Below are 13,647 nucleotides of genomic sequence, written 5' to 3'. Positions count from 1 at the left end.
TCAAACTGGCCTCGCCGATATACGCTTCACAAATTCGGCAATATAACTTATTTCTTGGCTAAGGCCTGGCTCAGCGTCCAGAACTCGCGGCGTTCTTCCGAGTTCAGACCATGTGTGCGGTCGCGCGCAATCAGCTCTTCAAGCCGGCGTTCCAGCGCCGCGTCATACATGCTGGCCAGGGAGTCCTGAAACATGGTTTCCACTTCATCTTCTACGATCATGTGGTTCCATGTGGCCAGAGTTTCAAGGCTCTGGCTAAAATTTGTTCCACGGTACAACTCTAGTAGCTGTCCGGTGGTCAGGCCAGGATGAGCTACGCAAGTGCTCACTAACTCCACAAAAAGTGGGAATCCGGCCAGATCTGACGCTTCTAATCCTTCCAGTGGCGGCACGGTAGTCGCCAGCGCCGGATTCTGGATCAGCAGTCCAATCAGTATACGCATGGTTGTGCGTTTTAGCTGGGGCTGCTGAGGAGGCCGGGCTTTCTCGCCCAGCTTCGGCATCAGCTTATCCAGCTGGCTGTCGTCCAGAATGCCCAGCTTGTTGCCCAGCTCCTGACGCAAATAAATGCGTAACGTTTCGCCCGGCACCTGGGTAATCAACGGCAACGCCAGGGTGCTCAGCTGCGCGCGACCATCTGGAGATCGCAAATCAACCTGCGGCAGTAAAGAGTCAAACAGGAACGCGGAGAGCGGCATCGCCTGCTCCATCCGGGCTTCAAAGGCCTCTTTACCCTCTTTACGCACCAGCGTATCCGGGTCTTCACCATCAGGCAGAAACATAAAGCGTAGCTGACGACCGTCATTCATGTAAGGTAATGCGGTTTCCAGCGCGCGCCAGGCCGCTTCACGACCTGCCCGGTCGCCGTCATAACAGCAAATAACCGTGTCGGTGGTGCGGAACAGCAGCTGAATATGCTCCGGTGTGGTCGAGGTTCCCAGCGAGGCAACGGCATAATCAATGCCAAACTGCGCCAGCGCCACCACATCCATATAGCCTTCAACCACCAGTAGCTTCGCCGGTTCGGGATGATTCTTTTGCGCTTCATACAGGCCGTATAACTGACGACCCTTATGGAAAATATCGGTTTCGGGGGAGTTGAGGTATTTCGGCATCCCGTCGCCTAACACGCGACCGCCAAATCCTATTACCCGCCCGCGCTTGTCGTGGATCGGGAACATCACCCGTTCGCGAAAACGATCGTAACTGCGGCCCTGGTCGTTGGTGACCAACATGCCCGCATCGATTAACGACTGGCGATCGTCCTGATTGCGACCGAAGCGCTTCAGGGCGTTATCCCAGCCTGCAGGGGCATAGCCGATAGAAAAGTGCTTGATGACAGCGTCACTCAGTCCGCGATTGGCAAGATACTCGCGTGCACCTGAAGACTGACTCTGTGACAGCGCCTGCTGATAAAACTCATTCAGGCCGCCCATCAATTGATAAAGGCTCTGACGCTGATGACGCTCTAACTGGCTCGGGCCGGTTCCGCTTTCGTACGGCACTTCTAATCCGTACAGCGTCGCCAACTCTTCGATGCTTTCCACAAACTCCAGACGATCGTAGTTCATCAGGAAGTCGACAGCATTGCCGTGGGCGCCACAGCCGAAGCAGTGGTAGAACTGTTTCTCACCGTTCACGGTGAAAGAGGGGGTTTTTTCGTTATGGAAAGGACAGCACGCGTGGTAGTTCTTGCCCTGCTTCTTCAGCTTTACCCGTGCATCGATGAGGTCCACGATGTCCGTGCGCGCCAGCAAGTCATTGATAAATACACGTGGAATTCGTCCAGCCATAGGCCCCGGTTTATCAGTGCATAAACGAGAACAAGCCGCGCATTCCTTTCGGAAAGCACGGCCTTCTTAACTACTACTTATCTGTAAAACGTGAGGGCGAACCCCCAACGACTAGTACAGACGAGTGCGGCGTGCGTTTTCGCGAGCCAGTTTCTTCGCGTGGCGTTTAACTGCTGACGCTTTAGCGCGCTTACGTTCGGTAGTCGGTTTTTCATAAAACTCACGACGACGAACTTCAGCCAGAACGCCTGCTTTCTCGCAAGAACGCTTGAAGCGACGCAGTGCTACGTCAAATGGCTCGTTTTCACGTACTTTAATTACCGGCATGTAACTCTCACCTCGATAAAATCGGTTTTGTTGCTGACGTCGGTGCCAGCTTGTTTCAAAATGGTGCGGAATTTTACTCCAACACAGGCAGCGTTGTAAAGCACCATAGCATTAACTTACCAACAGATGCGCCTGTGCCACTGCCGGTTTTTTCAGGCCAAGGAGTATACATCAAAGGGAAGGCGCTCGCGAAAATATTTTCCCCAGCTTTTTCAGGGAGTCACGTTTTTCGTTGCAAAATTGCCGAATGGCAGCGGCCTTCATGGTACACTGCGCGCCGCCAGAATGAGGTAAATAAAGTCATGCGTGTGCTCGGAATTGAAACATCCTGCGATGAAACCGGAATCGCCATTTACGACGAAACCGCCGGTTTGCTCGCCAATCAACTTTACAGCCAGGTCAAACTGCATGCCGATTACGGCGGTGTGGTGCCGGAACTGGCGTCGCGCGATCACGTGCGTAAAACCGTACCGCTGATCCAGGCGGCGTTAAAAGAAGCCGGATTGCAGGCCAAAGACATTGATGCGGTGGCCTATACCGCCGGTCCCGGTCTGGTCGGCGCGCTGCTGGTCGGGGCCACTATCGGCCGTTCACTGGCCTTTGCCTGGGATGTGCCGGCGATCCCGGTTCATCATATGGAAGGCCATCTGCTGGCACCGATGCTGGAAGATAATCCGCCGGAATTCCCCTTTGTCGCCTTGCTGGTATCGGGTGGTCACACTCAGTTAATCAGCGTGACCGGCATTGGTGAATACAGCCTGATGGGCGAGTCAGTGGACGATGCGGCAGGCGAAGCCTTTGATAAAACCGCCAAGCTGTTGGGGCTGGATTATCCTGGCGGCCCAATGCTGTCGAAAATGGCTCAGCAGGGCACCGAAAAGCGCTTTATCTTCCCGCGTCCGATGACCGATCGCCCTGGGTTGGATTTCAGCTTTTCCGGGCTGAAAACCTTTGCGGCCAACACCATCCGTGAAAACAGCGATGACGATCAGACCCGTGCTGATATCGCCCGTGCCTTTGAGGATGCGGTGGTTGATACGCTGGCGATCAAATGCAAGCGCGCGTTGGAGCAGACCGGTTTTAAACGTTTGGTGATTGCCGGTGGCGTCAGTGCCAACCGCACGCTGCGCAGCAAAATGGCGGAGGTGATGAAGGCGCGCGGTGGGGAAGTGTTTTATGCGCGACCGGAGTTCTGCACCGACAATGGCGCGATGATTGCTTACGCGGGTATGGTGCGGATGAAAGGCGGAACGCGGGGCGAGTTGAGCGTGACAGTACGTCCGCGCTGGCCGCTGGCGGAACTGCCTGCAATCCAGGCGTAGTGTTCCACTCTGCCATCATCAGCCGGTGATGGCAGAGGCGTTACGGATGACGCAATAAACCCTTCAATGCCCGCCCGGGCGATGGCTTTGCCCGGCGTTCTCAGGCGTCAGGTTTCTTCTTTTTCTTCTTCCAGATCTTCGATTCCTGCCCACGCCACAGACGCTGAATATTGTCGTGATGACGCAGCAGCACCAGACACGAGAGCATGGCGACCGGGAAGGTCAGCTGGGGTTTGAACCACCAGACGTAGAAGGGGGCAATCAGTGCGCTGATAATCGCGCCAAGGGAGGAGTAGCCGCTCAACAGCACGGTCAGCAGCCAGGTCCCGGTCATCAGCCCGGTTAAGTCCCAGCCAATCGGCGCAATGGCACCAAAGGCTGTCGCCACGCCTTTTCCGCCTTTAAAGTGGAAAAACACCGGATAGATATGACCGAGGCAGGCGGCAATGGCGATGAGGCCGAGATAGAGTGGCGAAACGCCATAGTGATAAGCCAGCCAGACCGGCAGCATGCCTTTCAGAACATCAAACACCAATACCATCGCTGCCGGGGTTTTCCCGCCAATACGCAGCACATTTGTCGTACCGGGATTACCGGAACCATTAAGTCGCGGGTCCGGCAGTCTGAACAGTCGGCAAACCAGGATCGCGCTGGAAATGGAGCCGCACAGATACGCGAAAAGAATCATACCAAGCGCGAATACACTCATAACACCGTTCCATCCAGTAGGGGTCGTTTTGTTCTCGTCATCCGTGGATAATACGCATAATCCGCCGGAAGTGGTATCCGGCAACCACAAAAACAGAGACGGCCATCATGGATATTGTATTTATTGAACAACTCACGGTCATAACCACCATTGGTGCTTTCGACTGGGAACAAACCATTCAGCAGAAGCTGGTGTTCGATGTCGAAATGGCCTGGGACAACCGCAAAGCCGCTGCCAGTGATGATGTGAACGACTGCCTGAGCTACGCCGACGTCTCTGAGACCATTATTAATCACGTTGCCGGTGGCCGTTTTGCGCTGGTTGAGCGCGTGGCGGAAGAAGTGGCTGCCTTGCTGCTGACCCGATTCAACTCTCCCTGGGTGCGAATTAAGCTCAGCAAGCCAGGCGCAGTGGCCCAGGCAGCCCAGGTTGGGGTGATCATCGAACGCGGGACTAATCCGAAATAAACCCAATGTGATTGCCATCACGGTGAAACCAAACCACATTATGCTCTGTCTTAAGGTTGGCCTAACTCAACCTGGGCAGAATTTGGCGGTAGCGATAAGCAACCGCCTTTTTAATGTTTTTTATACGGATAGGGGTAGATTGGATGGCAGATATTCATCAGCTATGGGTGGCAGCAATACTCGGCATTGTTGAGGGGCTTACGGAGTTTCTTCCGGTCTCCTCCACCGGGCACATGATCATCGTCGGTCATTTGTTAGGATTTGAAGGCGACAAGGCGGACACCTTTGAGGTTGTTATCCAGCTTGGTTCAATCTTAGCTGTCGTAGTGATGTTCTGGCGTCGACTGTTTGGTTTAATCGGCATTCATTTTGGCAAGGTGCCGCATGAAGGCACTGGCAAAGGTCATCTGACGCTTATCCACATCCTGTTGGGCATGGTGCCCGCTGTCGTTATCGGTCTGATTTTCCACGACAAAATCAAAGAGCTTTTCAATCCGATTAACGTGATGTACGCGCTGGTTGTCGGCGGCGTGCTGCTGCTGGCGGCAGAATACCTGAAGCCTAAAAATCCGAAAGCGGTCGGCGTGGATGATATGACCTATCGTCAGGCGTTCGTGATCGGCTGCTTCCAGTGTCTGGCGCTGTGGCCGGGCTTCTCCCGCTCGGGCGCGACCATTTCAGGCGGTATGCTGATGGGCGTGAGCCGTTATGCGGCTTCAGAGTTCTCCTTCATCCTGGCCGTGCCAATGATGATGGGTGCCACCGTGCTGGATCTCTACAAGAGTATTGGCTTCCTGAGCATGGCCGATCTGCCGATGTTTGCCGTCGGCTTCCTGACCGCATTCGTGGTCGCGCTGATTGCTATCAAGGTGTTCCTCAACCTGATTAAGCGCATCTCGTTCGTGCCGTTTGCGATTTACCGCTTTATTGTGGCCGCTGCGGTCTACATGATCTTTGTGTAGTTAAGCGTGCTTTGCCCCGGAGTCGGCCTGCTCAGGCCGCTTCGGGACCTTAATCCTGCTGTTGCTTCCACTGTTCCAGCGCGGCAATGCGCCGTCTGTTCAGCTCTTCCCTGACTTCCATACCCTTAAATCCGGCTGCCACCACCTCCCTGGTCGACACGCTTAACACCACTTCAAACGCATGACGCAGATAATCACCCTGCGGATACGCATTGCTCTCAAAACCGGTGCGCCCACGAGCATCCGCCTCGCTGGTCAGGGCAATTTGCTCCACACGCTGAGGCTTACGCCAGGCATCGATGCGATCAAACAGCGCCACCAGGGTTTCGGCGCTCTGACGTTCCACGGTGTGCACCAGATCGTGAAATTCAGTCACCAGCAGGGCGAGATCGCGAATCGCATTCGGCACCCGCAGACGCTGGCACAAGGCGGCAACCAGCGGGACGCCGGCCGGGCCGTGACCGTGATGGCTCGGCCACTTCTCAGGTGGCGTGAGCGCCTTGCCGACATCGTGGAACAGGGTGGCAAAGCGGACAGCGATATCCGGGCTAAGCTGAGCGGCAATAGCCAGCGTCATCAGCGTATGAATGCCGGTATCGATTTCAGGATGCCATTTGGCCGGCGCGGGCACGCCGTAGAGATTGTCCAGCTCCGGGAACAGCACCGCTAAAGCACCGCAGTCTCTCAGCACCTGGAAGTAGACCTGCGGGTTGCGGGTTTCCAGCGCCTTTTCCGTCTCCTTCCACACCCTTTCTGGCGTCAGCGTGTTCAACTCGCCGCTCTCTGCCATCCAGCGCATCAGCGCCTGGGTCTCTTCCGCCACCACAAAATTCAGATGGGCAAAACGCGCGGCAAATCGCGCCACGCGCAGCACACGCAGCGGATCTTCGTTAAAGGCCGCGGAAACATGGCGCAACAGACGCTGATCAAGGTCCGCTTTGCCACCGTAGGGATCGTATAAGCGGCCCTGCTCATCCTGGGCAATGGCATTGATGGTCAAATCGCGGCGCTGTAAATCCTGCTCAAGCGTCACATCCGGGGCGGAATAGCAGACAAAACCGGTGTAGCCACTGCCGCTTTTGCGCTCGGTGCGCGCAAGCGCGTACTCCTGATGGGTTTCAGGATGCAAAAACACCGGGAAGTCACGGCCAACCTGCTCGTAACCCTGGCTGAGCATCTCTTCCGGAGAGGCGCCCACCACTACCCAATCTTTGTCTTTGACCGGCAGATTTAACAGTGCGTCGCGTACCGCGCCACCGACAAGGTAAGTCTTCACTACCACGCTCCTGAGTTAAACGTTTCCGTCATCATACTAGATGTGGTGATCCTCTCCCACCTTTGCGGGTCAGGTTTGCTGAATGACAGGCACGACAAAAAGGGCATCAATGGATGCCCTGATGCTGACCGGTGAAGGGTTAGTTCATCCAGCGATCTTTCTTTTTACGGCTCGGGATCATATGCGGTAACAGCAGACCCAGCAGCAGGCCGACACCGGCCACGCCGCCGCCGTACATAAACCACTGCATAATGATGGTGCGCTGCTTATCATCAAGCTGAACGTTGGCGGCACTCACTTTTTTCTGTGCCACAACCAGTTCGTTTTTCAGCTTTTGATTCTCGTCCTTCAGGCTGTTGATGGCGCCATCGCTACCGGCCACTTTCTTCTGCATCTCGGCGGTGCGCTGGTTCCAGCTGCCATCAATGTTTGCCAGCTTGTCAGTCAGGTCTTTGACCTGCTGTTCCAGCTGCGGCACGCGGGTACGCAGGCTTGGCTGCTGGCTCAGCTGGGATTCCGGGATCCAGGTGGTGCGGCCGTTTGAGTCGCGGATCTGTGCATAATGCGTGCTGTCATTCGATTGCAGCAGCTGGACTTCTTCGCCAGCATTCAGGGTGCCGACAAGGCGGAAATTGTCACCGGGACCACTGCGAACCCAGGTGGAAAGTTCGTCGGAGATATAGCGTTTTTCTTCGGCATGAACGGATGCTGCTACGCTAAAAGTCAGTAAAGTGAGGCCAATAAGCTGAGTTTTTTTCATTCGATGTCTTTTTTACATGGATCCTGGACAAAAGTAATGGAACAGTCTGGAGCTGGCTCGCAGAAAGCTGAATGAGAACTTTCCTGGTCTCAGCGCTCTGCGAGGGCCGACGCGAGCAGACGCGAAATAGAGAAGAAAGCCAAGACAGCCACGGCGATTCTGCATTACTCTTCACGTCATATCTGGCCACCGTGTGCCCCATTGATGAAATGAGCGGCAAAATCGCGCCAAAAGCCCTTTACCGTACCGCTAATTATCTGGTTAAGAAAATATGACCATCGAAATCGAATTAAAGTTCATCGCGACCTCCGACGCCGCCGAAAAATTGCCTGCACAGCTGGCAAACTGGCCGCATCAGCACTCTGCACCGCAGAAACTCACCAATATCTACTTCGAAACGGCCGACGGCCAGTTGCGCGGTTGGGATATGGGGCTGCGCATTCGTGGCTTCGGCGACAGCTATGAAATGACGCTGAAGACAGCAGGGCAGACCATTGGTGGCCTGCATCAGCGCCCGGAATACAATGTGGCGCTTGCCAAACCCGAGCTGGATATTGCTCTGTTGCCAGCAGATATCTGGCCGCAAGGCTGCGATCTGGCCGCGCTGCAGCAGCAGTTGCAGCCGCTGTTCAGCACCCATTTCGTTCGTGAAAAGTGGGTGGTTACTTACCGGGAAAGCGAGATTGAAGTTGCGTTTGATCGCGGCGATGTCACCGCCGGTGAGCTGAGCGAGCCGCTGAATGAAATTGAGCTGGAACTGAAATCCGGTGAACGTGATGATCTGTTGGCCTTTGCCGCTGAACTGGCAAATATGGGCGGACTGCGTCTGGGGAGCCTGAGCAAAGCCGCCCGTGGATACGCGCTGGCCAAAGGCAATCCAACCCGCGAACTGCGCCCGCTGAAAGTAATGAAGGTGGCACCGAAAGCCACGGTAGAGCAGGCGATGCTGGCGGCGTTCACCCTGGCGCTGAGCCAGTGGCAGTATCACGAAGAGCTGTGGCTGCGTGGCAACCGCGCGGCTCAGCATGAAGTGCAGCAGGCGCTTGAAACCCTGCGCCAGACTTTCTCCCTGTTTGGTTCACTGGTGCCACGTAAGGCCAGCAATGAGCTGCGTCACTCCTTAACCGGGCTGGAAGAAGCGCTGCGGGAAGATGATGTTAAGGCCGACGCGCTCTGTTTCAGCACGCTCTCTCTGGATACCCAGTTAGCACTTACTAACTGGATTGTAACCGAGCGCTGGCGCGGGTTTATCGACGCGAAAGGCGATGCCAAGCTGCAGGGATCGTTCAAACGCTTCTGCGACATTATGCTCGGCAGAATTGCCGCCGATTTGAAAGAAACCTTCGGCGATGTGCGTCAGATGAATGAGTATCAGGATAAATTGACCCGCCTGCATCGTCAGCTGCTGGCCGCCCGTTTACTGTCCGGTGGCTACGACGCTGAGACGGTCGATGCCTGGATGCAAAGCTGGCAGCAGCTGGCGCAGGCGATCGAAAGCGGTCAGGAAATCTGGCTGGAAGGTCATTGTCGCCAGGCGGTTAAGCAACCGGCCTTCTGGAAAAACGGCACCGTCTGAGGTCGTTCGCCGCGTTAAGAGAACAGAGAGAATTCACGCCGCTCACAGGGAGTTTTTATGTCGCCATCGCTTACTCAGACCCTGCCGCCGCTGCTGGCGGCACAGGCCCAACAGCTTAGCCCGACATGGGGAGAACTGAGCGCCGGACAGCAGGGCGTGCTGGCCTTCAGTGATTTTGTGCAGGACAACCTGGCACGCCATCCTGACTGGTGGCAATCGCTGCAGGAGCAGGCGCCCGCGCCGGACGAGTGGCGGCACTATCCGGCCTGGCTGGCTGAAAAGCTGGCAGGTGTGGCGGATGAAAATGCCCTGATGCGTGAACTGCGCCTGTTCCGGCGGCAGATGCTGACGCGCATTGCCTGGATGCAGACGCTGGCAACCAGCAGTACGCAAGACTCGCTGAAGCAGCTGAGCGAACTGGCTGAAACCCTGATTGTCGCCGCCCGTGACTGGCTCTGGCTGGCCTGCTGCCGTGAATTCGGCACGCCGGTCAATGCCGCCGGTGAGCCGCAGCCGCTGCTGATCCTCGGCATGGGCAAGCTGGGCGGCGGCGAGCTGAACTTCTCTTCTGATATCGACCTGATTTTCACCTGGCCTGAAAATGGCACCACCACCGGCGGACGCCGTGAACTGGATAATGCCCAGTTCTTCACGCGGCTTGGCCAGCGTCTGATCAAAGTGCTCGATCAACCGACGGTCGACGGCTTCGTCTATCGCGTGGATATGCGGCTGCGGCCATTTGGTGACAGCGGCCCGCTGGTATTGAGCTTTGCCGCGTTGGAAGATTATTACCAGGAGCAGGGACGCGACTGGGAGCGCTATGCGATGGTCAAAGCGCGCCTGATGGGCGGGACGGACGATCGCTGGAGCCAGGAATTACAGCAGATGCTGCGGCCCTTCATCTACCGCCGCTACATCGACTTCAGCGTGATCCAGTCGCTACGAAATATGAAAAGCATGATCGCCCGTGAAGTCCGGCGGCGCGGCCTGACCGACAACATCAAGTTGGGTGCAGGCGGCATCCGCGAAACGGAATTCATTGTGCAGGTGTTCCAGCTGATCCGGGGTGGGCGTGAGCGTTCGCTGCAGCTGCGTGCGCTGTTACCCACCTTGCAGGCCATTGGCGAGCTGAATTTGCTGCCTGGCGAACAGGTCGGGCAGCTCAGTGAGGCCTATCTCTATCTGCGTCGTCTGGAAAATCTGCTGCAAAGCATCAATGACGAACAGACCCAGACGCTGCCGGCGGACGCGTTAAACCGCGAGCGTCTGGCCTGGGCGATGGGCGTGGAGAACTGGGCTGCGCTGACCCGCCAGCTTGAGGGCCATATGGCCGCGGTGCGCGCAATTTTCGATGACCTGATTGGCGATGACACCCCGGAAACCGGCGGCAATAAAGAAGCCGATGATTATGGCGTGCTCTGGCAGGATCGGCTGGAAGAGGCCGAGCTTGCGCCGCTGGTTCCCCACCTTGAAAGCGAGGCGCGTCAGCGTTTGCTGCAAACCATCAACGACTTCCGTCAGGATGTGGATAAACGCACCATTGGCCCGCGTGGACGGCAGGCGCTCGATCAGCTGATGCCGCGTCTACTGAGCGAAGTCTGCCCGCGCGATGATGCTGCCGTTGCCTTAAGCCGCCTGACGCCGTTGCTGCTGGGCGTGGTAACGAGAACCACCTATCTGGAGCTGCTGACCGAGTATCACGGCGCGTTAAAGCACCTGATCCGCCTGTGTGCGGCGTCGCCAATGGTGGCCAGCCAGCTGGCGCGCTATCCGTTATTGCTCGATGAGCTGCTCGATCCGGCCACGCTCTACCAGCCGACCGCCACCGATGCCTACCGTGATGAGCTGCGCCAGTATCTGCTGCGCATCCCGGAAGAGGATGAGGAGCAGCAGCTGGAAGCGCTTCGTCAGTTTAAGCAGGCCCAGCATCTGCGCATTGCGGCGGCAGATATTGCCGGCACGCTGCCGGTAATGAAGGTCAGCGATCATCTGACCTGGCTGGCAGAAGCGATGATCGAGCAGGTGGTCCAGCAGGCCTGGCAGATGATGGTGCAGCGTTATGGTCGTCCTTCGCACCTGATTCAGCTTCAGGAACGCGGGTTTGCCGTGGTGGGTTACGGCAAGCTGGGTGGCTGGGAGCTGGGCTACAGCTCGGATCTGGACCTGGTGTTCCTGCATGATTGCCCGGCCGATGCGGTGACCGACGGCGAGCGCAGTATTGACGGCAGGCAGTTTTATCTGCGTCTGGCGCAGCGTGTTATGCACCTGTTCAGCACCCGCACTTCCTCCGGCATTCTGTATGAAGTGGATGCGCGGCTGCGTCCATCCGGAGCCGCAGGCATGCTGGTCAGTACCTTTGACGCCTTTGATGAATACCAGCGTAATGAAGCCTGGACCTGGGAGCATCAGGCGCTGGTGCGCGCGCGCATCGTATTTGGCGAGGCGGCGCTGAGCCAGCGCTTTGATGATATCCGCCGTGGCATCCTGTGCCTGCCGCGTGAGGCCGATAAGCTGAAGATCGACGTGCGCGAGATGCGTGAGAAAATGCGCGCGCACCTTGGCAACAAGCATAAAGGGCGCTGGGATCTGAAAGCCGATCGGGGCGGCATCACCGATATTGAATTCATTACGCAATACCTGGTCTTACGCTATGCCGCCAGTGAACCGAAGCTGACCCGCTGGTCCGATAACGTGCGCATTCTGGAGCTGATGGCCAATAATGACCGGATGAGCAGCGAAGAAGCGAAAGCGCTGACCCAGGCTTACGTCACGCTACGTGACGCGCTGCACCACCTCGCGTTGCAGGAGTTGCCGGGTCATGTCTCGCCGGATGCGTTCAGCGCGGAGAAGAGCGTGGTCAACAACAGCTGGCTGCACTGGTTCGGCAGTTAATCTGCTGCTTGCCCGGGTTTGCAAGCGATAGCGTGTAAGATTACGGGTGAATGTGCGGGATAGTCAGCTTGTGCTATCATCCCGCGCACTATTTTTGACTTCAGCCTGGAGTGTCTGGAATGAAAATTACGCTGCCCGATTTTAACCGTGCGGGTGTTCTGGTTGTTGGCGACGTGATGCTGGATCGCTACTGGTACGGCCCAACCAGCCGCATCTCCCCTGAAGCCCCGGTTCCGGTAGTTAAAGTGGATAACGTTGAGGAGCGTCCTGGCGGCGCGGCTAACGTGGCGATGAACATCGCCTCACTGGGCGCAGGCTCACGTCTGGTGGGATTGACCGGTATTGATGATGCCGCCCGCGCGCTGGACGCCAGCCTGAGTGGCGTTAACGTGCAGTGTGACTTCGTTGCGGTTGCCACCCATCCCACCATCACTAAGTTGCGCGTTCTGTCGCGTAACCAGCAGCTGATCCGCCTTGATTTTGAAGAAGGTTTTGAAGGCGTCGATCCTGAGCCGCTGCATGAGCGTATTCGTCAGGGCCTGCCGAAAGCGGGCGCGCTGGTGCTGTCTGACTACGCCAAAGGGGCGTTGGCCAGCGTAGAAACCATGATCAAGATCGCCCGCGAGGCCAATGTGCCGGTGCTGGTCGACCCGAAAGGTACTGACTTTGAGCGTTATCGCGGTGCCACCATTCTGACGCCAAATCTCTCTGAGTTTGAAGCCGTGGTCGGCAAATGTGCGGACGAAGCCGAGATTGTTGAGCGCGGCATGGCGCTGATGGCGCAGTTCGATCTGTCAGCCTTGCTGGTGACGCGTTCAGAGAACGGCATGACGCTGCTGCAACCGGGCAAAAAGCCGTTCCATCTGCCGACTCAGGCACAGGAAGTGTATGACGTGACCGGTGCCGGTGATACGGTGATTGGCGTGCTGGCGGCGGCGCTGGCGGCGGGCAATACGCTGGAAGAGAGCTGCTTCCTCGCCAACGCGGCGGCGGGTGTGGTGGTCGGTAAGCTGGGGACCTCTACCGTGTCGCCGGTTGAACTGGAAAACGCCATCCGTGCCCGTCCGGAGTCGGGTTTTGGCGTAATGGATGAAGCGCAGCTGAGAGAAGCGGTCGCGCTGGCTCGTCGTCGCGGTGAGAAAGTGGTGATGACCAACGGCTGCTTCGACATTCTGCACGCTGGCCACGTTTCCTATCTGGCCAACGCCCGTAAGCTGGGCGATCGCCTGATTGTTGCGGTTAACAGCGATGCCTCGACCAAACGGCTGAAAGGCGAAACCCGTCCGATCAATCCGTTGATCAACCGGATGATTGTGCTGGGCGCGCTGGAAGCGGTCGACTGGGTGGTGCCGTTTGAAGAAGACACGCCGCAGCGGGTGATTGCTGATGTGCTGCCAGACCTGTTGGTGAAAGGCGGAGACTACAAGCCGGAAGAGATTGCGGGCAGTGTTGAAGTTTGGGCTAACGGTGGCGAAGTGCGGGTGCTGAATTTTGAAGATGGCATCTCCACCAGCAAAATCATCGAAGCGATTAAAGCGAAAGACTGACCGCGGTCAGAAAGAA

General features: G+C 57.0%; 11 protein-coding genes. 6 read left to right on the top strand and 5 right to left on the bottom strand.

The annotated features are described in order from the left end of the window. Positions 1-47 precede the first annotated feature (47 nt). Both dnaG and rpsU read right to left on the bottom strand, forming a co-directional pair. Positions 48-1,793 (bottom strand): DNA primase, encoded by a 1,746-nt coding sequence (gene dnaG, locus E2F51_RS03750; protein ID WP_013203893.1) that lies wholly within the window; start codon positions 1,791-1,793, stop codon positions 48-50. Positions 1,794-1,904: 111 nt separating this feature from the next. After that, the gene (gene rpsU / locus E2F51_RS03745; protein WP_001144069.1) at positions 1,905-2,120 is read right to left on the bottom strand and encodes a 30S ribosomal protein S21; all 216 of its coding nucleotides are present in this window, start codon (positions 2,118-2,120) and stop codon (positions 1,905-1,907) included. A 302-nt stretch (positions 2,121-2,422) separates the two neighbouring features. Here rpsU and tsaD point away from each other — a divergent pair, with 302 nt between their 5' ends. Further along, positions 2,423-3,442: a tRNA (adenosine(37)-N6)-threonylcarbamoyltransferase complex transferase subunit TsaD gene (gene tsaD, locus E2F51_RS03740; protein WP_013203892.1), complete on the top strand. Its 1,020-nt coding sequence runs from the start codon at positions 2,423-2,425 to the stop codon at positions 3,440-3,442. 100 nt (positions 3,443-3,542) lie between these two features. On the opposite strand, the gene plsY is transcribed toward tsaD, so the two are convergent. Next, a complete protein-coding gene (gene plsY / locus E2F51_RS03735; protein ID WP_013203891.1) occupies positions 3,543-4,151 on the bottom strand; it encodes a glycerol-3-phosphate 1-O-acyltransferase PlsY in 609 nt (202 codons plus the stop codon). A 107-nt stretch (positions 4,152-4,258) separates the two neighbouring features. On the opposite strand from plsY, the gene folB reads away from it, so the two are divergent. Beyond that, the gene (folB, locus tag E2F51_RS03730; protein WP_013203890.1) at positions 4,259-4,618 is read left to right on the top strand and encodes a bifunctional dihydroneopterin aldolase/7,8-dihydroneopterin epimerase; all 360 of its coding nucleotides are present in this window, start codon (positions 4,259-4,261) and stop codon (positions 4,616-4,618) included. Positions 4,619-4,731: 113 nt separating this feature from the next. Further along, on the top strand, positions 4,732-5,580 hold the full coding sequence (bacA, locus tag E2F51_RS03725) for an undecaprenyl-diphosphate phosphatase (RefSeq protein WP_173363018.1): 849 nt from the start codon (positions 4,732-4,734) through the stop codon (positions 5,578-5,580). 49 nt (positions 5,581-5,629) lie between these two features. Here bacA and E2F51_RS03720 read toward each other — a convergent pair whose 3' ends face one another. Together E2F51_RS03720 and E2F51_RS03715 are read right to left on the bottom strand one after the other, a co-directional pair. Next, entirely contained in the window at positions 5,630-6,856 is a 1,227-nt protein-coding gene (locus E2F51_RS03720; RefSeq protein WP_134822776.1) for a multifunctional CCA addition/repair protein, read from the bottom strand. A 139-nt stretch (positions 6,857-6,995) separates the two neighbouring features. Further along, a complete protein-coding gene (locus tag E2F51_RS03715) occupies positions 6,996-7,616 on the bottom strand; it encodes a TIGR04211 family SH3 domain-containing protein (RefSeq protein ID WP_013203887.1) in 621 nt (206 codons plus the stop codon). Between the two features lie 271 nt (positions 7,617-7,887). On the opposite strand from E2F51_RS03715, the gene E2F51_RS03710 reads away from it, so the two are divergent. The 3 genes from E2F51_RS03710 to hldE all read left to right on the top strand — a co-directional run bounded on the left by E2F51_RS03710 (position 7,888) and on the right by hldE (position 13,631). Further along, a complete protein-coding gene (locus tag E2F51_RS03710) occupies positions 7,888-9,192 on the top strand; it encodes an inorganic triphosphatase (protein ID WP_013203886.1) in 1,305 nt (434 codons plus the stop codon). 57 nt (positions 9,193-9,249) lie between these two features. Beyond that, complete coding sequence (gene glnE, locus E2F51_RS03705) at positions 9,250-12,084, top strand: bifunctional [glutamate--ammonia ligase]-adenylyl-L-tyrosine phosphorylase/[glutamate--ammonia-ligase] adenylyltransferase (RefSeq protein ID WP_134822775.1); 2,835 nt, start codon at positions 9,250-9,252, stop codon at positions 12,082-12,084. Positions 12,085-12,203: 119 nt separating this feature from the next. Continuing rightward, positions 12,204-13,631 (top strand): bifunctional D-glycero-beta-D-manno-heptose-7-phosphate kinase/D-glycero-beta-D-manno-heptose 1-phosphate adenylyltransferase HldE, encoded by a 1,428-nt coding sequence (gene hldE, locus E2F51_RS03700; RefSeq protein ID WP_013203884.1) that lies wholly within the window; start codon positions 12,204-12,206, stop codon positions 13,629-13,631. Positions 13,632-13,647: the final 16 nt, after the last annotated feature.

The sequence above is a fragment of the Erwinia sp. QL-Z3 genome, from assembly GCF_004551645.1.
GTDB classification, from domain to species: Bacteria; Pseudomonadota; Gammaproteobacteria; order Enterobacterales; family Enterobacteriaceae; genus Erwinia; species Erwinia billingiae.
The sequence above is the reverse complement of the archived record's forward strand: the minus strand, read 5'-3'. Positions and strand labels throughout refer to the sequence as shown.

Excerpts from the sequence above, each read along its gene's own strand:
- dnaG (WP_013203893.1), bottom strand. The coding sequence starts at position 1,793 with ATGGCTGGACGAATTCCACGTGTATTTATCAATGACTTGCTGGCGCGC.
- rpsU (WP_001144069.1), bottom strand. The coding sequence starts at position 2,120 with ATGCCGGTAATTAAAGTACGTGAAAACGAGCCATTTGACGTAGCACTG.
- tsaD (WP_013203892.1), top strand. The coding sequence starts at position 2,423 with ATGCGTGTGCTCGGAATTGAAACATCCTGCGATGAAACCGGAATCGCC.
- plsY (WP_013203891.1), bottom strand. The coding sequence starts at position 4,151 with ATGAGTGTATTCGCGCTTGGTATGATTCTTTTCGCGTATCTGTGCGGC.
- folB (WP_013203890.1), top strand. The coding sequence starts at position 4,259 with ATGGATATTGTATTTATTGAACAACTCACGGTCATAACCACCATTGGT.
- bacA (WP_173363018.1), top strand. The coding sequence starts at position 4,732 with ATGTTTTTTATACGGATAGGGGTAGATTGGATGGCAGATATTCATCAG.
- E2F51_RS03715 (WP_013203887.1), bottom strand. The coding sequence starts at position 7,616 with ATGAAAAAAACTCAGCTTATTGGCCTCACTTTACTGACTTTTAGCGTA.
- E2F51_RS03710 (WP_013203886.1), top strand. The coding sequence starts at position 7,888 with ATGACCATCGAAATCGAATTAAAGTTCATCGCGACCTCCGACGCCGCC.
- glnE (WP_134822775.1), top strand. The coding sequence starts at position 9,250 with ATGTCGCCATCGCTTACTCAGACCCTGCCGCCGCTGCTGGCGGCACAG.
- hldE (WP_013203884.1), top strand. The coding sequence starts at position 12,204 with ATGAAAATTACGCTGCCCGATTTTAACCGTGCGGGTGTTCTGGTTGTT.